Origin of the sequence: Enterobacter sp. JBIWA008 (genome assembly GCF_019968765.1) — a bacterium.
Taxonomy (GTDB): domain Bacteria; phylum Pseudomonadota; class Gammaproteobacteria; order Enterobacterales; family Enterobacteriaceae; genus Enterobacter.
On record NZ_CP074149.1, the window covers coordinates 312,826 to 332,716 of the forward strand.

Annotated in this window: 19 protein-coding genes; 11 read left to right on the top strand and 8 right to left on the bottom strand. The window is 56.9% G+C overall.

Going from position 1 to position 19,891, the window contains the following annotated elements; translation table 11 throughout:
- Nucleotides 1-41: 41 nt before the first annotated feature.
- From KGP24_RS01480 to KGP24_RS01490, 3 genes are read left to right on the top strand one after another with little or no spacing between them, the layout of a single operon-like run.
- Nucleotides 42-680, top strand: coding sequence for a YjbF family lipoprotein (locus KGP24_RS01480; RefSeq protein ID WP_223562142.1), 639 nt, complete (start codon nt 42-44; stop codon nt 678-680).
- Nucleotides 677-1,414 (top strand): capsule biosynthesis GfcC D2 domain-containing protein, encoded by a 738-nt coding sequence (locus KGP24_RS01485; RefSeq protein WP_223562143.1) that lies wholly within the window; start codon nt 677-679, stop codon nt 1,412-1,414. The genes KGP24_RS01480 and KGP24_RS01485 overlap by 4 nt, the downstream gene beginning before the upstream one ends.
- Nucleotides 1,414-3,510, top strand: coding sequence for a YjbH domain-containing protein (locus tag KGP24_RS01490; RefSeq protein WP_223562144.1), 2,097 nt, complete (start codon nt 1,414-1,416; stop codon nt 3,508-3,510). The genes KGP24_RS01485 and KGP24_RS01490 overlap by 1 nt, the downstream gene beginning before the upstream one ends.
- 78 nt (nt 3,511-3,588) lie before the next feature.
- Here KGP24_RS01490 and KGP24_RS01495 read toward each other — a convergent pair whose 3' ends face one another.
- Nucleotides 3,589-4,041: an acyltransferase gene (locus KGP24_RS01495; protein WP_223562145.1), complete on the bottom strand. Its 453-nt coding sequence runs from the start codon at nt 4,039-4,041 to the stop codon at nt 3,589-3,591.
- A gap of 96 nt (nt 4,042-4,137) precedes the next feature.
- Here KGP24_RS01495 and psiE point away from each other — a divergent pair, with 96 nt between their 5' ends.
- Nucleotides 4,138-4,548, top strand: coding sequence for a phosphate-starvation-inducible protein PsiE (gene psiE, locus KGP24_RS01500; RefSeq protein ID WP_000202963.1), 411 nt, complete (start codon nt 4,138-4,140; stop codon nt 4,546-4,548).
- Between the two features lie 96 nt (nt 4,549-4,644).
- Here the strand turns inward: psiE and malG are convergent, their stop codons facing one another.
- The 3 genes from malG to malE form a co-directional block, all read right to left on the bottom strand.
- Complete coding sequence (malG, locus tag KGP24_RS01505) at nt 4,645-5,535, bottom strand: maltose ABC transporter permease MalG (protein ID WP_023310002.1); 891 nt, start codon at nt 5,533-5,535, stop codon at nt 4,645-4,647.
- Between the two features lie 14 nt (nt 5,536-5,549).
- Nucleotides 5,550-7,094 carry a maltose ABC transporter permease MalF gene (malF, locus tag KGP24_RS01510; RefSeq protein WP_223562146.1) on the bottom strand — a complete coding sequence of 515 codons (1,545 nt, stop codon included), beginning with the start codon at nt 7,092-7,094 and terminating at the stop codon, nt 5,550-5,552.
- Nucleotides 7,095-7,219: 125 nt separating this feature from the next.
- On the bottom strand, nt 7,220-8,410 hold the full coding sequence (gene malE, locus KGP24_RS01515) for a maltose/maltodextrin ABC transporter substrate-binding protein MalE (RefSeq protein WP_223562147.1): 1,191 nt from the start codon (nt 8,408-8,410) through the stop codon (nt 7,220-7,222).
- Between the two features lie 370 nt (nt 8,411-8,780).
- Here malE and malK point away from each other — a divergent pair, with 370 nt between their 5' ends.
- The 5 genes from malK (at nt 8,781) to ubiA (ending at nt 13,926) form a co-directional block, all read left to right on the top strand.
- Entirely contained in the window at nt 8,781-9,890 is a 1,110-nt protein-coding gene (malK, locus tag KGP24_RS01520; RefSeq protein ID WP_023310005.1) for a maltose/maltodextrin ABC transporter ATP-binding protein MalK, read from the top strand.
- A 71-nt stretch (nt 9,891-9,961) separates the two neighbouring features.
- On the top strand, nt 9,962-11,299 hold the full coding sequence (locus KGP24_RS01525) for a maltoporin (RefSeq protein ID WP_223562148.1): 1,338 nt from the start codon (nt 9,962-9,964) through the stop codon (nt 11,297-11,299).
- Between the two features lie 113 nt (nt 11,300-11,412).
- Complete coding sequence (gene malM / locus KGP24_RS01530; RefSeq protein ID WP_223562149.1) at nt 11,413-12,366, top strand: maltose operon protein MalM; 954 nt, start codon at nt 11,413-11,415, stop codon at nt 12,364-12,366.
- Nucleotides 12,367-12,546: 180 nt separating this feature from the next.
- Nucleotides 12,547-13,044: a chorismate lyase gene (gene ubiC, locus KGP24_RS01535; protein WP_063145315.1), complete on the top strand. Its 498-nt coding sequence runs from the start codon at nt 12,547-12,549 to the stop codon at nt 13,042-13,044.
- Nucleotides 13,045-13,056: 12 nt separating this feature from the next.
- Nucleotides 13,057-13,926 (top strand): 4-hydroxybenzoate octaprenyltransferase, encoded by an 870-nt coding sequence (ubiA, locus tag KGP24_RS01540; RefSeq protein WP_198886862.1) that lies wholly within the window; start codon nt 13,057-13,059, stop codon nt 13,924-13,926.
- Between the two features lie 88 nt (nt 13,927-14,014).
- Here ubiA and zntA read toward each other — a convergent pair whose 3' ends face one another.
- On the bottom strand, nt 14,015-16,186 hold the full coding sequence (gene zntA, locus KGP24_RS01545) for a Zn(II)/Cd(II)/Pb(II) translocating P-type ATPase ZntA (RefSeq protein WP_223562150.1): 2,172 nt from the start codon (nt 16,184-16,186) through the stop codon (nt 14,015-14,017).
- 76 nt (nt 16,187-16,262) lie between these two features.
- The gene (locus KGP24_RS01550; protein WP_223562151.1) at nt 16,263-16,889 is read right to left on the bottom strand and encodes a lysoplasmalogenase; all 627 of its coding nucleotides are present in this window, start codon (nt 16,887-16,889) and stop codon (nt 16,263-16,265) included.
- Between the two features lie 129 nt (nt 16,890-17,018).
- On the opposite strand from KGP24_RS01550, the gene KGP24_RS01555 reads away from it, so the two are divergent.
- On the top strand, nt 17,019-17,375 hold the full coding sequence (locus KGP24_RS01555; protein WP_223562152.1) for a DUF2500 domain-containing protein: 357 nt from the start codon (nt 17,019-17,021) through the stop codon (nt 17,373-17,375).
- A 60-nt stretch (nt 17,376-17,435) separates the two neighbouring features.
- Here the strand turns inward: KGP24_RS01555 and KGP24_RS01560 are convergent, their stop codons facing one another.
- Both KGP24_RS01560 and rsmD read right to left on the bottom strand, forming a co-directional pair.
- On the bottom strand, nt 17,436-17,717 hold the full coding sequence (locus tag KGP24_RS01560) for a DUF1145 family protein (RefSeq protein ID WP_010436509.1): 282 nt from the start codon (nt 17,715-17,717) through the stop codon (nt 17,436-17,438).
- Complete coding sequence (rsmD, locus tag KGP24_RS01565) at nt 17,701-18,303, bottom strand: 16S rRNA (guanine(966)-N(2))-methyltransferase (protein ID WP_223562153.1); 603 nt, start codon at nt 18,301-18,303, stop codon at nt 17,701-17,703. The genes KGP24_RS01560 and rsmD overlap by 17 nt, the downstream gene beginning before the upstream one ends.
- Nucleotides 18,304-18,430: 127 nt before the next feature.
- On the opposite strand from rsmD, the gene ftsY reads away from it, so the two are divergent.
- Nucleotides 18,431-19,891 carry a signal recognition particle-docking protein FtsY gene (gene ftsY, locus KGP24_RS01570; protein WP_223562154.1) on the top strand — a complete coding sequence of 487 codons (1,461 nt, stop codon included), beginning with the start codon at nt 18,431-18,433 and terminating at the stop codon, nt 19,889-19,891.

Below are 19,891 nucleotides of genomic sequence, written 5' to 3' on the forward strand. Positions count from 1 at the left end.
CACACTTCGGTGTGGTTATTTCGCCCCTTCGGAGAAGAGTCGTGAAGCGACCTGCAATCATTCTGATTTGCCTGCTGCTGCAGGCGTGCTCGGCCACCACTAAAGGGCTGGGAAACTCACTGTGGGAAAGCATGTTCGGCACACCGGGCGTGCATCTGACCGATGACGAACTGCAAAACATGCCGTATGCCAGTCAGTACATGCAGCTTAACGATGGCCCGCAGCTGTTTGTGGTGCTCGCTTTCGATGAAAACGGGCAGCAGAAATGGGTGACGCAGGATCAGGCCACCATCGTGACGCAGCATGGCCGTATCGTGAAAACCCTGTTGGGCGGCGACAACCTGCTGGAGGTGAATAATCTCGCCGAAGACCCGCTCATCAAGCCGAACCAGATCGCTGACGGCGCAGGCTGGACGCGCACGATGGGCTGGACCGAACATAAACAGGTGCGTTACGCCACGGCACGCTCGACCTTCCGCTGGGACGGCACCGATAGCGTCAGCGTGGGCAGCGACGAAACCCGTGTCCGCGTGCTGGATGAAGAAGTCACCACCGATCAGGCCACCTGGCACAACCGATTCTGGGTCGACGAGGAAGGGCAGATCCGCCAGTCCTTACAGTATCTCGGTGCCGGATTCTTCCCGGTGAAAACCACCCTGATCAAGGCGGCGAAATCATGAAAACGCTCATCCACGTTGCGCTTCTCGCCAGCCTTGCCGCACCGCTGGCATGGTCCGCAGGGACTGTAAAGGTCTACACGCCGGACAGTGAAAAACCTAAAACCTTAACCCACGCTGAGCATCTGCTCGATCTCGTCGGGCAGCCGAGGCTCGCCAACAGCTGGTGGCCGGGCGCGGTGATCGCTGAACGGCAGAAGACCGCTGAGGCGGAACAACAGCACAAGGCGCTCCTTGCCAGGCTGACGGGATTAGCGGAGCAGGAAGATGGTGACGACGCGGCAGCCATTAACAGCGTCCGTCAGCAGCTGCAGGCGCTGAAGGTGACGGGTCGTCAGCTGGTAAATCTTGATCCCGATGTCGTGCGCGTTACGGAAAAGGGCAACCCCACGCTTGAAGGGGAATATACGCTCTGGCTGCCGGCGAAGCCGACAACCGTGACCGTAATGGGGCTTATCAGCAGCCCGGGTGAAAAGCCCTTTACGCCCGGTCGTGACGTGGCGAGCTACCTCGACGAACAGAGCCTGCTGAGCGGTGCCGATAACAGCTACGCCTGGGTGGTTTACCCTGACGGGCACACACAAAAAGCCCCCGTCGCTTACTGGAATAAACGGCATATCGAACCTATGCCAGGCAGCATCATTTTTGTCGGTTTTGCCGACCATTTCTGGACGAAGGCGTATGACGGGCTTAACGCCGATATCCTTCACTCCCTGATTCAGCGGATACCGGAATAATGAAAAGAACCTATCTCTACAGCATGCTGGCGCTCTGCGTGAGTGCGGCCTGCCATGCAGAAACGTATCCGGCACCCATTGGCCCGTCTCAGTCAGACTTCGGCGGCGTCGGTTTGCTGCAAACGCCCACCGCGCGGATGGCGCGAGAAGGGGAAATTAGCCTCAACTACCGTGATAACGACCAGTACCGCTATTACTCCGCGTCCGTCCAGCTGTTCCCGTGGCTCGAAACCACGCTGCGCTATACCGACGTGCGTACCAAACAATACAGCAGCGTCGATGCGTTCTCCGGCGATCAAACCTACAAAGATAAAGCCTTCGACGTGAAGCTACGCCTGTGGGAAGAGAGCTACTGGATGCCGCAGGTGTCCGTGGGCGCCAAAGATATTGGCGGTACCGGTCTGTTTGATGCGGAATATATCGTGGCCAGCAAAGCCTGGGGCCCGTTCGACTTCTCGCTCGGCCTGGGATGGGGTTATCTGGGCACCAGCGGTAACGTGAAAAACCCGTTTTGCTCCTACAGCGATAAATACTGCTACCGCGATAACAGCTACAAAAAAGCCGGTTCCATCAACGGTGACCAGATGTTCCACGGCCCCGCCTCGCTGTTTGGCGGTGTAGAGTATCAAACGCCCTGGCAGCCATTACGCCTGAAGCTGGAGTATGAAGGGAATGACTACTCGCAGGACTTCGCCGGGAAGATTGAACAGAAGAGCAAGTTTAACGTCGGCGCCATTTATCGCGTCACCGACTGGGCGGACGTTAACCTCAGCTACGAGCGCGGTAATACGGTGATGTTTGGCTTCACGCTGCGCACCAACTTTAACGACATGCGGCCACACTACAATGATAACGCGCGTCCTGCATACCAGCCGGAGCCGCAGGACGCGATTCTGCAGCACTCCGTGGTGGCAAACCAGCTGACGCTGCTGAAATACAATGCCGGCCTGGCGGATCCGAAGATTCAGACCAGGGGCGACACGCTTTACGTCACCGGCGAGCAGGTGAAATACCGCGATTCGCGCGAAGGGATCGAACGCGCCAACCGGATCGTGATGAACGATCTGCCGGAGGGGATCCGCACGATCCGCGTAACGGAAAACCGCCTCAACCTGCCGCAGGTCACAACCGAAACGGACGTTGCCAGCCTCAAGCGCCATCTTGAAGGCGAACCGCTTGGACATGAAACCGAGCTGGTGCAAAAACGCGTAGAGCCGATCGTGCCGGAGACCACCGAGCAGGGCTGGTATATCGACAAATCGCGCTTCGATTTCCATATCGATCCGGTGCTGAACCAGTCCGTCGGCGGTCCTGAAAACTTCTACATGTATCAGCTGGGCGTCATGGCGACGGCGGATCTGTGGCTCACCGACCACCTGCTGACCACCGGCAGCCTGTTCGGCAATATCGCCAACAACTACGACAAGTTCAACTACACCAACCCGCCAAAAGACTCGACGCTGCCGCGCGTGCGTACCCGCGTGCGTGAGTACGTGCAGAACGATGCCTACGTGAATAACCTGCAGGCCAACTACTTCCAGTACTTCGGCAACGGCTTCTACGGCCAGGTATACGGTGGATATCTGGAAACCATGTACGGCGGCGCGGGGGCGGAAGTGCTTTATCGTCCTGTCGACAGCAACTGGGCGTTTGGTGTTGACGCTAACTACGTCAAGCAGCGTGACTGGCGCAGCGCGCAGGACATGATGAAGTTCACCGACTACAGCGTCAAAACGGGCCATCTGACCGCCTACTGGACGCCGTCGTTCGCACCTGACGTGCTGGTGAAAGCCAGCGTCGGCCAGTACCTGGCGGGCGATAAGGGCGGTACGCTGGATATCTCCAAACACTTCGACAGCGGCGTCGTGGTGGGCGGCTACGCCACCATCACTAACGTTTCGCCAGACGAGTACGGGGAAGGGGACTTTACCAAAGGGGTCTATGTGTCGATTCCGCTGGATCTGTTCTCGTCAGGCCCAACCCGCAGCCGCGCGGCGGTTGGCTGGACGCCGCTGACGCGTGACGGGGGCCAACAGCTTGGGCGTAAGTTCCAGCTGTATGACATGACGAGCGATAAGAACATTAACTTCCGCTGATGCTTCACGCCGGGCGGCACTGCGTTTGCCCGGCCTACAGTTTTTGTAGGCCCGGTAAGCGCAGCGCCACCGGGCGAACTACAAGCGTCGCAGAAGCCTTGCCGGGTTCCCGGCATAGACACCTTTCTCGACGATCGATTTCGTCACCACGCTTCCCGCCCCAATCACCGCTCCGTCGCAAATGGAGACCGCCAGAATGGTGGCACCGCTGCCAATCGACACATCATTCCCGATGGTAATGTGGCCCCAGCTGGTCCGGTCGGCGTTCGGTTTCCCCTCACGAAACATATCGTTGGCAAACATCACGCCATGGCCAACAAAGCAACGCTCACCAATGGTCACATACTCACAGATGAAGGTGTGCGACTGAATTTTGCTGTCGTCACCGATGCGCGAATTACCCTGGATTTCAACAAACGGGCCGACGAATACGCCGTTGCCCAGTACACAGTCGTAAAGATTAGCGGGTTCATATACGGTCACATTGTCGCCGCACGTCACGTTGCGAACCCCGGTTGGTTTACGATCCATCGGTTATCTCCGTACATAAAACATAATTAAAAAATATAGATCCCCGTCACATTTTTGCGTTATACAGGAACCTCGCCCTGGAGAATGAGGTGCTGTATGACATCCCTGACTCGCCCGCGCGTTGAGTTTATCTCAACTATCCTCCAGACCGTGCTGAACCTCGGTCTGTTGAGCCTTGGCCTGATACTGGTCGTCTTTTTGGGTAAAGAGACGGTGCATCTGGCGGATGTGCTGTTTGCCCCTGAACAAACCAGCAAGTATGCGCTGGTGGAAGGACTGGTGGTCTACTTTCTCTACTTTGAATTTATCGCCCTGATTGTGAAGTATTTTCAGTCCGGCTTTCACTTCCCGCTGCGTTATTTTGTCTACATTGGGATCACCGCGATTGTGCGGCTGATCATCGTCGATCATAAATCCCCGCTCGACGTGCTGATCTACTCGGCGGCGATCCTGCTGCTGGTGATCACCCTCTGGCTGTGTAACTCGAAGCGGCTGAAACGCGAATAAAAAAATGGCGCTCCGAAGAGCGCCTAACAACAGTCACAAGTTGGGTCAATACAATACGTCTAAAGTTGAGGGTTGCAGTGGCATAACAGATGAGACTTAACCTTTCACACCGCCCGCCGTCAGGCCGTTGACCAGCCAGCGCTGCGCCAGCAGGAACACCACGGTAATCGGGATGGCGGAAAGTACGGCCGCCGCGGCAAAGTCGCCCCACAGGTAGTTTTGCGGGTTGAGGTATTGCTGCATACCTACGGCCAGGGTGTAGCTGTTCACATCACGCAGTAACAGTGAGGCAACCGGTACTTCGGTGATCGCAGCGATAAACGACAGGATAAATACTACCGCCAGAATCGGCACCGACAGCGGCAGCAGCACCAGGCGGAACGCCTGCCACGGGGTAGCCCCATCCAGCGCCGCCGCTTCTTCCAGCGAGCCGTCGATAGTTTCGAAATAGCCTTTAATGGTCCACACATGCAGTGCGATACCGCCAAGATAGGCGAAGATCACGCCGCCGTGGGTGTTCAGGCCGATAAACGGTACGTACTGGCCCAGACGGTCAAACAAGGCATACAGCGCAACCAGCGACAGCACCGCCGGGAACATCTGGAAAATCAGCATCCCTTTCAGCAGCGTCGCTTTACCCGGGAAACGCATGCGGGCAAAGGCGTAAGCGCAGGTGGTGGACAGTGCCACGATACCAATGGCGGTAATGCCCGCGATTTTCACCGAGTTCCACAGCCACAGCAGGACCGGGAACGGCGGCGGCGTGACGCGGCCATCCGCGTGTTCCACGCTGAAGCCCAGCGCGAGCTTCCAGTGCTCCCAGGATATTTCGTCCGGGATCAGGCTTCCTGTCGCGAAGTTACCCGAACGCAGGGAGATGGCGATAACCATCAGCAGCGGGAACATGATCGCCGCGATAAATATCAGCAGGCCTAAGTGCGTCGCCAGGAGGCGCAACTTCTGAGATTTGGGTTGTACCATTGCCATGATCGGTGCCCTCCTTAGTCAAATTTCATACGTGTGGCTTTCAGGTTCACAATCGCCAGGGCACCTACCAGCAGGAAGATCAGGGTAGCAATCGCTGCCGCCAGACCGAAGTCCTGACCACCGCCGCCCTCGAACGCGATACGGTAGGTGTAGCTCACGAGCAGGTCGGTATAGCCTGCTGGCGTCGTGGTGCCAAGGCGGTCCGGGCCGCCGTTGGTCAACAGCTGAATCAGCACGAAGTTGTTAAAGTTAAAGGCGAAGCTGGCAATCATCAGCGGGGTGAGCGGCTTGATGAGCAGCGGCAGCGTAATCCTGAAGAAGTTCTGGAACGGGCCCGCGCCGTCCATCGCCGAGGCTTCGTACAGATCGTCCGGGATAGCCTTCAGCAGGCCCATGCACAGGATCATCATGTACGGATAACCGAGCCAGGTGTTCACGATGATGATCATCGAGCGGGCGGTGGTCGGGTCGCTGAACCAGGCTGGCTTAATACCGAACAGGGCGCTCAGCATCATGTTGATTTCACCGAAGCTCTGGTTAAACAGCCCTTTGAAAATCAGAATCGAGATAAACGACGGTACGGCATACGGCAGAATCAGCAGCACGCGATAAATCGCTTTGCCTTTCAGGGATTCCCACTGCACCAGACAGGCCAGCACCATGCCCACGGCCACGGTCAGGATCACCGTCAGCACCGAGAAGACCACCGTCCAGACGAAGATGGCGAAGAACGGTTTCTGAATGCCTTCGTCGGTAAATACGCGGGTAAAGTTGTCCCAGCCGATGGTGACGGTATAGCCGGGGCTGAGCTTGTCATCACCCCATTTGCCGTCGGCAGTAATGGACTGATAGAAACCAATGTCGTTATTCGGACGATATTTTACGCCGCTTTGGTTGTTGGTCAGCGTGCCGTCGTCCGCCAGGGTATAGAGCGGCTGCGTGCCGGAGAACTGGCGCAGCGAGCTCATGGTCACTTTGCTTTCGTCTGGCAGTACGGCGGTGAGCTGGGTCAGCGCCTGACGGTTCTGGGTAATGACGCGCAGGTTGGCACGTTCACCTTCCGGTAGGGCAGCGGCTTCTTTTAAGGCCAGCTTCTGCTCGCCGCCAAATTTGAACGCGTCGGAGACATAGTATTTGCTGCTTGCTTCGTCAGTAAGCGCTAACTTCCACTCGTTACCGGCAGGATACAGGCCGAAGTTAAAGGTCTTGCCTGCCTGATAAGAGCGGTCCAGCAGGACCTGCTGCGCGCGTTCCTGCGCAAGCTGGTTGGTACTGCTGTAGTTGGTAAACGCAATGGCGATAGTACAAATCAACGGGAACAGGACAAACAGCCCCATCCCGGCCACGCCCGGGTAGACATAGCGCCAGGCATAGGCTTTACGGTTGGCGAAAATATACAGGCCAGCAGAGCTTAAAATCAGCGTCATGATGGCAAACAGATATTCCCCTTGTACGTACATTAAAACAACAAGGTAACCCACCAGCAGACACAGCAGACCGATCGCTGACCACTTCAGCGCATCGCTTTGCCACCAGTGCTTCTTTTTAATGACATCCATGGGGTTTTTCCTCTACAACGTTTGATCTTTTCTCCCTCTCCTGGGGGAGAGGGCCGGGGTGAGGGCGTGCGGATAGCGCCAACCCTCACCCTAACCCTCTCCCAAAGGGAGAGGGGACTACGTCATTACTTAGTAATACGACCCTGAGCATCCTTCAGCGCGGCATCGACAGTCTGACGACCGCTTGCAGCGTTGATGACCGCGGTACGCGTGGCGTACCAGAACGCGGCCATCTGTGGGATGTTCGGCATGATTTCGCCTTTCTGGGCGTTATCCATGGTGGCCGCGATACGTGGGTCTTTCGCCAGCTTATCCTGGAAGGATTTCAGCGCAACGGCGCCCAGCGGTTTGTCCTTGTTCACTTCATCCAGACCCTGATCGGTCAGCAGGTAGTTTTCCAGGAACTCTTTCGCCAGCTCTTTGTTCGGGCTGGCGGCGTTGATGCCCGCGCTCAGCACGCCAACGAACGGTTTAGACGGCTTGCCTTTGAAGGTTGGCAGCAGCGTCACGCCGTAGTTGATTTTGCTCTTGTCGATGTTGGTCCAGGCCCACGGACCGTTGATGGTCATCGCGGTTTCGCCTTTGTTGAACGCCGCTTCCGCGATGGAGTAGTCGGTATCCGCGTTCATGTGTTTGTTCTTGATCAGGTCAACCAGGAAGGTCAGACCCGCTTTCGCGCCAGCGTTGTCCACGCCCACGTCTTTCACGTCATACTTGCCGTTTTCAAACTTGAACGCGTAACCGCCGTCGGCAGCAATCAGCGGCCAAGTGAAGTACGGCTCTTGCAGGTTGAACATCAGGGCGGATTTACCTTTCGCCTTCAGCTCTTTATCCAGTTTCGGGATCTCTTCCCAGGTTTTCGGTGGGTTTGGTACCAGGTCTTTGTTGTAAATCAGAGACAGGGCTTCAACCGCGACAGGGTAAGCGATCAGCTTGCCGTTATAGCGAACGGCATCCCAGGTGAACGGGAACAGTTTGTCCTGGAAAGCTTTGTCCGGGGTGACTTCAGCCAGCAGGCCAGACTGCGCGTAGCCGCCAAAACGGTCATGCGCCCAGAAGATGATGTCCGGGCCGTCGCCGGTTGCTGCAACCTGCGGGAATTTCTCTTCAAGCTTGTCCGGGTGTTCTACGGTAACTTTGATACCGGTATCTTTTTCGAATTTTTTGCCCACTTCGGCCAGGCCGTTATAGCCCTTGTCGCCGTTAATCCAGATAACCAGTTTGCCTTCTTCAATTTTGGCGAGCGCCGGTGCGGAAATCATCATTGCTGCGAGGGCGGACAATGCGAAAACGCGTGCGCCAGTCTTGATATTCATAGCTGCCATCCTTTTTGGTGATGTCTCGTGGTATGACTTCAGTGGTTCAACGTGACTCAGTCTCCTTATTTGACATCCTCTTTCCATCCTCCCAACCCCTACGCCCCACCCCCCGTTTGTGTGATCTCCGTTACATAAATTTAAGTTATGAGTGCTGGCGCACATAAAAAACCACCGAATTTTGCAGGCGGCTTCACGAATTTTGCCTCAGCCCTCCCACGGCGGTCGCAGAGCCTGCTCCCTCATCCTCCCGCCTCCTCCCCCATAAAAAAGGCGGGGGGTGGAGGATTCGGGAAAGTAATGGATACCCCATAGTGAACTTATCTTGAATGTTTCTGTCGGCGACAGGTTGTAACGAAGGGAGAAGGGCATGGCGAGCGTACAGCTGCGTAATGTAACGAAAGCCTGGGGTGACGTTGTGGTGTCGAAAGACATCAATCTGGACATCAACGAAGGCGAATTCGTGGTGTTTGTTGGCCCATCAGGCTGTGGTAAATCTACTCTGCTGCGTATGATTGCCGGTCTTGAAACTATTACCAGCGGCGACCTGCTGATTGGTGATACCCGAATGAACGACATCCCGCCTGCCGAACGTGGCGTCGGTATGGTGTTCCAGTCTTATGCACTCTATCCCCATCTTTCCGTTGCCGAAAATATGTCCTTTGGCCTGAAGCTGGCCGGCGCGAAGAAAGAGGTCATCAACCAGCGCGTGACGCAGGTGGCGGAAGTGTTACAGCTGGCCCATCTGCTGGAGCGTAAACCAAAAGCGCTTTCCGGTGGTCAGCGTCAGCGTGTGGCGATTGGGCGTACGCTGGTGGCCGAACCGCGCGTGTTCCTGCTCGATGAACCTCTCTCTAACCTGGATGCCGCCCTGCGCGTCCAGATGCGTATTGAAATCTCCCGTCTGCACAAGCGTCTTGGCCGCACGATGATTTACGTCACCCACGATCAGGTCGAAGCGATGACCCTCGCCGACAAAATCGTGGTGCTGGATGCCGGCCGCGTGGCGCAGGTGGGCAAACCGCTGGAGCTGTACCACTATCCGGCAGACCGCTTTGTTGCGGGCTTTATTGGCTCGCCAAAGATGAACTTCCTGCCCGTCAAAGTGACCGCGACAGCCATTGAACAGGTACAGGTGGAGCTGCCAAACCGTCAGCAGGTCTGGCTGCCGGTCGACAGCGCCAACGTGCAGGTCGGGGCGAACATGTCCCTCGGTATTCGTCCTGAGCATCTGCTGCCGAGCCACATCGCTGATGTGACCCTGGAAGGTGACGTTCAGGTCGTCGAACAGCTTGGTCACGAAACACAGATTCATATCCAGATCCCCGCCATCCGTCAGAACCTGGTCTACCGCCAGAACGACGTGGTGTTGGTAGAAGAGGGTGCCACATTCGCTATCGGCTTGCCGCCAGAGCGCTGCCATCTGTTCCGTGAGGATGGCACTGCATGTCGTCGGTTGCACAAAGAGCCAGGCGTTTAAGCAATCCCAAAAGAAGACACGAAACCGACAGGTGAAGTGTTCAAAGAAAAGCAATGATCTCAGGAGATAGAATGATGATTACTCTGCGCAAACTTCCTCTGGCAGTTGCCGTCGCAGCGGGCGTAATGTCTGCTCAGGCAATGGCCGTGGATTTCCATGGTTATGCTCGTTCCGGTATCGGCTGGACGGGTAGTGGCGGCGAACAACAGTGCTTCCAGGCAACCGGTGCCCAAAGTAAATACCGTCTGGGTAACGAATGTGAAACCTATGCGGAACTGAAGCTGGGCCAGGAAGTGTGGAAAGAAGGTGACAAGAGCTTCTACTTCGACACCAACGTAGCGTACTCCGTGGCGCAGCAGAACGACTGGGAAGCCACTGACCCTGCGTTCCGTGAAGCTAACGTGCAGGGTAAAAACCTGATCGAATGGCTGCCGGGTTCCACCATCTGGGCCGGTAAGCGCTTCTATCAGCGTCATGACGTCCACATGATCGACTTCTACTACTGGGATATTTCAGGTCCTGGTGCGGGTCTGGAAAACATTGACGTCGGTTTCGGTAAGCTCTCTCTGGCTGCAACCCGTTCTTCTGAAGCCGGCGGTTCTTCATCCTTCGCCAGCAACAGCATTTATGATTACACCACCCGCACAGCAAACGATGTCTTTGATGCCCGTTTAGCACAGATGGAGATCAACCCAGGCGGTACGCTGGAACTGGGCGTTGACTACGGTCGCGCAAACCCACGTGATGATTATCATCTGATCGATGGCGCATCCAAAGACGGCTGGATGTTCACCGCTGAACACACGCAGAGCATGCTGAAAGGCTACAACAAGTTCGTTCTGCAATATGCAACTGACTCTATGACCTCTCAGGGCAAAGGTCTGTCGCAAGGTTCGAACATCGGTACAACCGACGATATCAACTACGGCATCAATAACAACGGTCACCTGTGGCGCGTACTTGACCACGGTGCTATCTCTCTGGGCGATAGCTGGGACCTGATGTATGTCGGTATGTACCAGGATATCAACTGGGATAACAACAACGGCACCAAATGGTGGACCGTGGGCGTTCGTCCTATGTACAAATGGACGCCAATCATGAGCACCCTGCTGGAAGTGGGTTATGACAATGTCAAATCTCAGGAAACCGGCGAAACCAACGACCAGTATAAAATTACCCTGGCCCAACAGTGGCAGGCAGGCGACAGCATCTGGTCACGTCCGGCAATCCGCGTATTCGCAACCTATGCGAAGTGGGATGAGAAGTGGGGCTATGCGCCAACGGGTAAAAACTCCGTTGCGGGTTACACCCCCGGTATGGCCTATAGCGATACCACTGCGAAAAGCTTCAGCCGCGGCGACAACGACGAATGGTCCTTCGGCGCCCAGATGGAAATCTGGTGGTAATCCCGTCTTAATCTGACGTAATGACCAAACTGAGGGGCGCAAGCCCCTCAATCCTTGGGACGGCGCGCTATTGCCTGGCTACCGCTGAACCTGTGCATTTTGAGGTGATAACAATGAAAATGAACAAAACTCTCCTTGCCCTTTGTTTATCCGCAGGGCTGCTGGCAAGCGCGCCTGCCGTAACGCTCGCTAACGTCAATTTCGTTCCGCAAAACACAACTTCTGCGCCAGCCATTCCGACAGCGGCATTGCAACAGCTTGTCTGGACGCCTGTCGATCAGTCTAAAACCCAGACCACCCAGCTCTCAACGGGCGGCCAAACGATTAATGTTCCGGGCATTACTGGCCCGGTCGCTGCGTATAGCGTACCTGCCAATATCGGTGAGCTGGCCATTACCCTGACCAGTGAAGTCAACAAGCAGACGAGCGTATTTGCGCCTAACGTGCTGATTCTCGATCAGAACATGACGCCATCTGCCTTTTTCCCAAGTGAATACTTTACCTATCAGGAACCCGGTGTGATGAGCGCCGATCGCCTGGAAGGCGTCATGCGCCTGACGCCTGCGCTGGGCCAGCAAAAACTCTACGTGCTGGTCTTTACCACCGAGCAAGATCTCCATAAGACCACCACGCTGCTCGATCCGGCTAAAGCCTACGCAAAAGGCACCGGTAATGCGGTTCCGGATATTCCGGACCCGATCGCACGTCACGTCACCGACGGAACGTTAAAGCTGAAGGTGAAAACGAACAGCGGTTCCAGCGTGCTGGTCGGCCCGCTGTTTGGCTCCTCCGGTACCGGCCCTGTCACTGTAGGTAATACCGCTGCGCCTGCCTATACCGCACCTGCTGCCACGACAGCCGCACCGGTAGCGACCACAGCGCCAGCCCCGGCGAAGAAAGCTGAGCCGGTACTGAACGACACCGAAGAATACTTCAACAATGCCATCAAGCAGGCGGTGAAGCGCGGCGATGTCGATAAAGCGCTGAAACTGCTTGATGAAGCCGAACGTTTAGGTTCAACCACTGCCCGTTCCACCTTTATCAGCAGTGTAAAAGGCAAGGGGTAACCGTTTCCCCGCAGTGCTGATTTGTTAGTCGTTTGGTGCGCCTGAGTGGGCGCACTTTTTTTCGTATCCGCCAGGCTGTTGCGCCCATGTTGCGATCGTGATCGTTAAATAACGTTTGGCCCCCCTCAATCCGCGTTTCTGCGATACAATGCCTGTACGTTATGTATCGGAGAGTCTGGCATGTCACACCCTGCGCTAACGCAACTGCGTGCGCTGCGCTATTTCGACCAAATACCTGCGCTTGATCCTCAGCAACTGGACTGGTTGTTGCTGGAAGATTCGATGACGAAACGTTTTGAACAACAGGGTAAAACGGTCACGGTGACCCTGATCCAGGAAGGGTTTGTCTCTGGCGATGAGATCGCCAGTGAGCTGCCGCTGCTGCCGAAAGAGCCACGTTACTGGCTGCGCGAAATTTTACTCTGCGCTGACGGTGAGCCGTGGCTTGCCGGACGGACGGTGGTGCCCGAGTCCACCCTTTCCGGGCCAGAACTGGCGCTGCAGCGTCTGGGGAAAACGCCGCTGGGGCGTTACCTTTTCACCTCGTCTGAGCTTACCCGGGATTTTATTGAGATTGGTCGTGATGCCGAACTCTGGGGGCGTCGTTCCCGCCTTCGCCTGAGTGGTAAACCGTTAATTCTGACGGAGCTTTTTTTACCGGCATCACCGTTGTACTAAGAGGAAGAAAAAATGGAGTGGAGCCTGACGCAGAATAAGCTGTTGGCGTATCACCGCTTAATGCGTACCGATAAACCCATTGGCGCGTTACTGTTGCTGTGGCCGACCCTGTGGGCGCTGTGGCTTGCCACGCCGGGCGTGCCGCCGCTGTGGATCCTGGCCGTGTTCGTTGCCGGCGTCTGGCTGATGCGCGCGGCGGGCTGCGTGGTGAATGACTATGCCGATCGTAAATTCGACGGTCATGTTAAGCGTACTGCCGGTCGTCCGTTACCCAGCGGACAGGTCACCGGGAAAGAAGCCCGCGTGCTGTTCATTGTTCTGGTACTGCTCTCTTTCCTGCTGGTGTTAACCCTCAACACCATGACCATTCTGCTTTCCGTTGCGGCGCTGGCGTTGGCCTGGGTGTATCCGTTTATGAAGCGCTATACCCACCTGCCTCAGGTGGTGCTGGGCGCGGCGTTTGGCTGGTCGATTCCGATGGCGTTTGCGGCGGTTAGTGAGTCCTTACCGCTCAGCTGCTGGCTGATGTTCCTGGCGAACATTCTCTGGGCCGTGGCCTACGACACGCAATACGCGATGGTTGACCGCGACGATGACCTGAAAATTGGCATCAAATCCACCGCCATCCTTTTTGGCCGTCAGGACAAGCTGATTATCGGTATTCTGCAGGTCGCGGTACTGGCGCTGATGGTCGCGATTGGTCGCCTGAACGGGCTGAACTGGGAGTTCTACTGGTCAGTGCTGGTGGCGGGGCTGCTGTTTGCTTATCAGCAGAAGCTTATCGCTAAGCGTGAACGCGACGCCTGCTTTAAGGCGTTTATGAACAATAACTACGTCGGTCTGGTGCTCTTTTTAGGCCTGGCGATGAGCTATTTCTCCTGAAAAAATGCCCGGTGGCGCTGACGCTTACCGGGCCTACGTGTCGTGCTGAATTGTAGGCCGGGTAAGGCGCAGCCGCCACCCGGCTTTTTTACCGGCGACGCAGCAGCCGCAGCGCGTTCGCCGTCACCAGCACCGTTGCCCCGGTATCCGCCAGCACCGCCAGCCACAGGCCGGTCATGCCGAGCAGGGTCGTCACCAGGAAAATCCCTTTCAGCCCGAGCGCGATGCCGATGTTCTGACGGATATTGGCCCGCGTCGCGCGCGCAAGATCGATCATCTGGGCCAGCCCGGTCAGCCGGTTGTGCGTCAATGCCGCGTCGGCCGTTTCCAGCGCCACGTCGGTGCCGCTGCCCATCGCAATACCGATGGTGGACGCTTTCATCGCCGGGGCATCGTTAATCCCGTCACCGACCATCGCCAGCGGCGCCTGAGCGTTCAGCTCCGTCACCGCGCTGACCTTATCCGCAGGCAACAATCCGGCTTTAAACTCCAGCCCCAGCTCACTGGCAATCGCTGCCGCCGCGCGAGGGTTATCACCGGTGAGAATAACGCCCTGTACGCCCAGCTGATGCAGCGCCGCCACGGCTTCTTTTGCGTCATCGCGCAGGGTATCGCGCAGCGCCAGCATTCCTTTCGCCACGCCGTCCTGCATGACAACAACGACCGTTTGCCCGGCCTGTTCTAACGCCTCAACCTCTGGATTAGAAGACTTACCCGCCGCGACAATCAGAACCTTTTTACCGTCAACGACGGCCTCAATCCCTGACCCGACCAGCGCTCGTTGGGCGGTTGCCGGAGGGATGTTCAGCCCGCGCGACTGCGCTTCACGCACAATCGCCTGCGCCAGCGGGTGAGTGGCCCCCTGCTCAACGGCGGCGGCCAATGTAAGCAGTTCATCTTCACTGATTTCCTGTGGATACACGCCGGTCACCTGCGGCTTGCCGACGGTTAACGTACCGGTTTTATCGAAGGCGATATGCTGAACCTGGCTCAGTTGCTCCAGCGCCGCGCCGCCCTTAATCAGCGCGCCGCGACGTGCCGCTGCCGCCAGACCTGAGGTAATCGCCGCCGGGGTGGAAATCACCAGCGCGCACGGGCAGCCAATCAGCAGCAGCGTCAGCCCTTTATAAATCCAACCCTCCCACGGCGCGCCAAAGAACAGCGGCGGGACGACGGTGACCAGCAGGGCAATCAGCATGATGGCGGGGGTATAAATCCGGCTGAAGCGATCGATAAAGCGTTCGACCGGCGCACGGCGCTCCTCCGCCTCTTCAATCAGCTTCAGGATACGGTCGATGGCGCTGTCGCCCGGCTCGGAAAGCACGGTGAGCTGCACCAGACGGTCGACGCTGGTGGCGCCAGCTGGCACTTTTTCACCCGCGGCACGCTCTACCGGAATGGATTCCCCGGTCAGGGCGCTTTCATCAAAGCTTGCGGTGGTGGTGAGCAGCGCGCCGTCTGCAGGCAGACGCCCCCCTGCGGCCACTTCAATCACGTCGCCAGGGCGCAGCGTATTGATGGCAACCGTTTCACGCGTGCCGTTTATCACGCGTGTGGCGGTTTCCGGCTTCAGCGCCATCAGCGCGCTGACCCCTTTACGCGCCCGGCTCGCCGCCCAGCCCTCAAGACGCTCGCCGATTAAGAACAGCAACAGCACCATCGCCGCTTCTGCCGTCGCGCCAATAAACAGCGCGCCGATTGCCGCCACGCTCATCAGCGTTTCGATGGCAAACCAGCTGCCGCTTTTTATCAGGCGCAGCGCCTGGCGGGCAATTGGGAACAGGCCGACCAGCGTGGTGGCGATAAACGCCAGATTGCCGAACGGATGGTTAATCTGCTCCAGACCCCAGCTCAGGGCCATCATAATGATGAGGGTAATGAGCGGCAGGTTTTCTTTCAGGGAGGAGATTTTTTCAACGGGCGCCGTTTCGCTGCGCAGGGTATAGCCCGCCTTGCTGACTGCGTCTTCAACCTGTTTGCTGACGTCGTTATCGGCGCTAACCAGGAGCTTTTCGGTGGCGAACAGCACCTGAGCGTGACTCACGCCCGGCACTTGTTTGACGGCGTTTTCCACTTTGCGGGCGCAGGCCGCGCAGTCCATGCCGTTGACGACCCAGCTGTAGCGGTTGCCGCTTTCAGGAAGGGGTTGAGTTTGCGTTTCGCACGCACCTTCGCAGCAGCAGTCGTCTTTCGACGGAACCGGGCTGAGCTTAAGTGCTGAGAATTGAGGTACTTTTTTTGGTGTTTCTGGAGTCGACATGGCAGTCTCCGGCAATGATAATTTTCTCATTAACCGCAGCATACACTCTGGAGTCGACTCCAGAGTCAAGCGTTATTTAGATATACAGCGAACGCACAATCAGGAAATGCCCGGCAAAGTAACATGCGGCGGCAATCGCGTTATCCGCCCGGAAGCGGCGGCGATAGTGGCTGCCCAGCCAGACGATATTCCCGATCAGCAGCAGCGCGGCGCCGAAGAACGCGGACATCGCCGGAGCGGTCGGACGGAAGAACCACAGCTCGCCAGCCAGCCACACCATCACCAGGGTCATGGCGATAAACGTACAGACCGGCAAACGCATCTCTTCCAGACGTGTCCAGATCACCGCAATCAACAGTGCGCCAATCACCAGCAGCACCAGCGGCAGTGGCCAGAAGAAGGAGAGCGTCATCTGGCTGGCAAAGTAGATGGTATACAGCAGATGGGAGAGAAAGAACGCCCCTACGGCGTACAGCAGGCGCTGGCGGGGGAGCAGAGTCAGCGCATCGCCTATCAGGGACGCACACAGCCCGGCGAGCACCAGATAGCTGACGGCGTTAAACATCGGCGCTTGCCAGGCCAGCAGCAGCAGGAGCAGCAGCGTGACCGGTTTAAACAACCAGCGCTGCCAGGTGGGACCGCGGTACGACGCATCGACATAAAGCCATGCGGAAAAACAGACAGCGATAAATGACCAAAGCATATTAACTCCCTGTATCTGTTAAGTCTGAATAATCAGTTTCTGATCCAGTGTAGTGACGCGGGCGGGCGTTTGGCAATGCCGGGGAAGGCAAGGTATCCTGAATTCCGCAAAATCTGATGGGATTGTCGAATGAGCAAGATGCCGCTGTTTTTCATTATCGTGGTGGCGATTATCGTCATTGCCGCCTCGTTCCGTTTCGTGCAGCAGCGCCGCGAGAAGGCGGATAACGATGCCGCACCGCTGATGCAAAAGCGCGTGGTGGTGAGCAATAAACGCGAGAAGCCGCTCAACGACCGCCGCTCGCGCCAGCAGCAGGTGACGCCAGCAGGAGCCAGCATGCGCTATGAAGCGAGCTTCAGGCCGGAAACGGGCGGCCTGGAGATGACCTTCCGCCTGGAGGCGAAGCAATACCATCAGCTGACGGTGGGAGAGAAAGGAACGCTAAGCTACAAAGGGTCGCGCTTTGAAGATTTTAGGGCTGAGTAATGCGCGATCGGTTCCCTCTCCCTGTGGGAGAGGGGTAGGGTGAGGGCATCAGGCCACACCTTACTTCTTCACCTGCGCCTTAAACTTCTTCATCCAGACCAGCAGTTCAAACACGCCGAAAATAAACACGCGCAGCTGCTGCCAGCCCGTCATCTGCGGGCCGTCTTTCGGCAGGCCGTTTTTCAGCATCACCATCTGCAGGGCGTGCATGAACGACGTGAAAATCAGCGCCACGTTAACGAAAATGTTCATCGGGCGCGGGAACGGGTGCACCAGATTCAGAATCAGGAACGCCCAGACGCCCAGCATCAGCAAACGTCCCAGGTTAATCAGTACCGGCATCGGATCCTCCTTGTGCCTTACGGTGATACAGACGATAAGCAACCTGACCTGCGACTTTTTCACGGTGCAGGTCCCAGTGAGCAGGAACCGGCGGCAAACCGTTTTCCACTTCGCTTTCAACGTAAATTAGCGCGTCATCCGCAAGCCAGCCGTTTTGCTCCAGCAGCGACAACGTCTCCTCCAGCAGCCCCTTGCGGAACGGCGGGTCGACAAATACCACGTTGTGCGGCGTGCCTTTCTGCGCAAGAAAACTCAGCGTGTTGGTGTTCACGACTTTGGCGTTGCTCGCCTTCAGCGTCGCCAGATTTTGCTGCAGCGTCTGCGCCACGCCGCGCTCCATCTCCAGCAGCGTGGCGCTGGCGGCATAGCGCGACAGCGCTTCCAGCCCGAGCGCGCCGCTTCCGGCGAAGCAGTCCAGGCAGCGGGCGTCTACCATTGACGGGGCCAGCCAGTTAAACAGCGTCTCGCGCACGCGGTCGGTAGTCGGGCGTAAACCGGGGCTGTCCGGCACCGGTAATTTCCGGCCTCGCCACTGACCGCCGATAATACGAATTTGACCGGCCGGGGCGCGGTTGGGTTTCTTCATCTCAGGAAAGCTCTGTTAACAATTGGCCTGCGATTGCGGGCGGTGATGTCAATTAAGTAAAGTGTTAGACTATTTCATCATTTTTTTAGCTTCCATGTATATAGCGCCGCGAGGAGTGTAGTCGCAGATGGCAAAACAAAAAAAACGTGGCTTCTTTTCCTGGCTGGGCTTCGGTGAAAAAGAGCAAGAAACAGAACAGAAAACCGAAGAGCAACAAGCCGTTGAAGAGCAGTCACAGCCTGAAACGCCTGTAGAAACCGCCGCGGTTGTCGAAGCGGAAGAAACGGCGCACAGCAAAGAAGAGATTGAATCCTTTGCAGAAGAGGTGGTTGAGGTCACGGAACAGGTTCAGGAGAGCGAGAGGCCAGAACCGGTTATCGTTGAGGACATTACCGAAGCGCCACAGGCCGTTATCGAGCACGAAGAGCTGCCGCTGCCGGAAGAGGTGAAAGCCGAAGAGGTGTCTGCCGAAGAGTGGCAGGCCGAAGCGGAAACCGTTGAAATTGTTGAGGCGGTGGAAGACGAAGCGGCACGCGAGCCAGAGCTGACCGACGAAGAGCTGGAAGCCCAGGCGCTGGCAGCGGAAGCAGCGGAAGAGGCGGTCATCGTCGTGCCGGTGGAAGAACAGCCGGAAGAAGAGATCGTTCAGGAGCAGGAAAAACCGACCAAAGAAGGTTTCTTCGCACGCCTGAAGCGCAGCCTGCTCAAAACCAAAGAAAACTTAGGTTCCGGATTTATCAGTCTGTTCCGCGGCAAGAAGATCGACGACGATCTCTTTGAAGAGCTGGAAGAACAGCTGCTGATTGCGGACGTCGGCGTGGAAACCACCCGTAAGATCATCGCCAATCTGACCGAAGGGGCGAGCCGCAAACAGCTACGCGACGCCGAAGCGCTGTACGGTCTGCTGAAAGACGAGATGGGTGAAATTCTCGCAAAAGTTGACGAACCGCTTAATATTGAAGGCAAAACGCCATTTGTTATTCTGATGGTCGGCGTGAACGGCGTGGGTAAAACCACCACCATCGGCAAGCTGGCACGTCAGTTCGAGCAGCAGGGCAAATCGGTGATGCTGGCGGCGGGCGATACCTTCCGTGCGGCAGCGGTTGAGCAGCTGCAGGTCTGGGGCCAGCGCAACAATATCCCGGTGATTGCCCAGCATACCGGCGCGGATTCCGCGTCCGTGATCTTCGACGCCATCCAGGCGGCGAAGGCGCGCAACGTGGACGTGCTGATTGCCGATACCGCAGGGCGTTTGCAGAACAAATCGCATCTGATGGAAGAGTTGAAGAAAATCGTTCGCGTCATGAAGAAGCTGGACGAAGACGCACCGCATGAAATTATGCTGACCATTGATGCCAGCACCGGACAGAACGCCATCAGTCAGGCGAAGCTGTTCAATGAAGCGGTAGGACTGACGGGGATCGCGCTGACCAAACTGGACGGCACCGCGAAAGGCGGGGTGATTTTCTCCGTGGCCGATCAGTTCGGCATTCCTATCCGTTACATCGGTGTGGGCGAGCGTATTGAGGATTTACGTCCGTTTAAGGCGGATGACTTTATTGAGGCATTATTTGCCCGAGAGGACTAA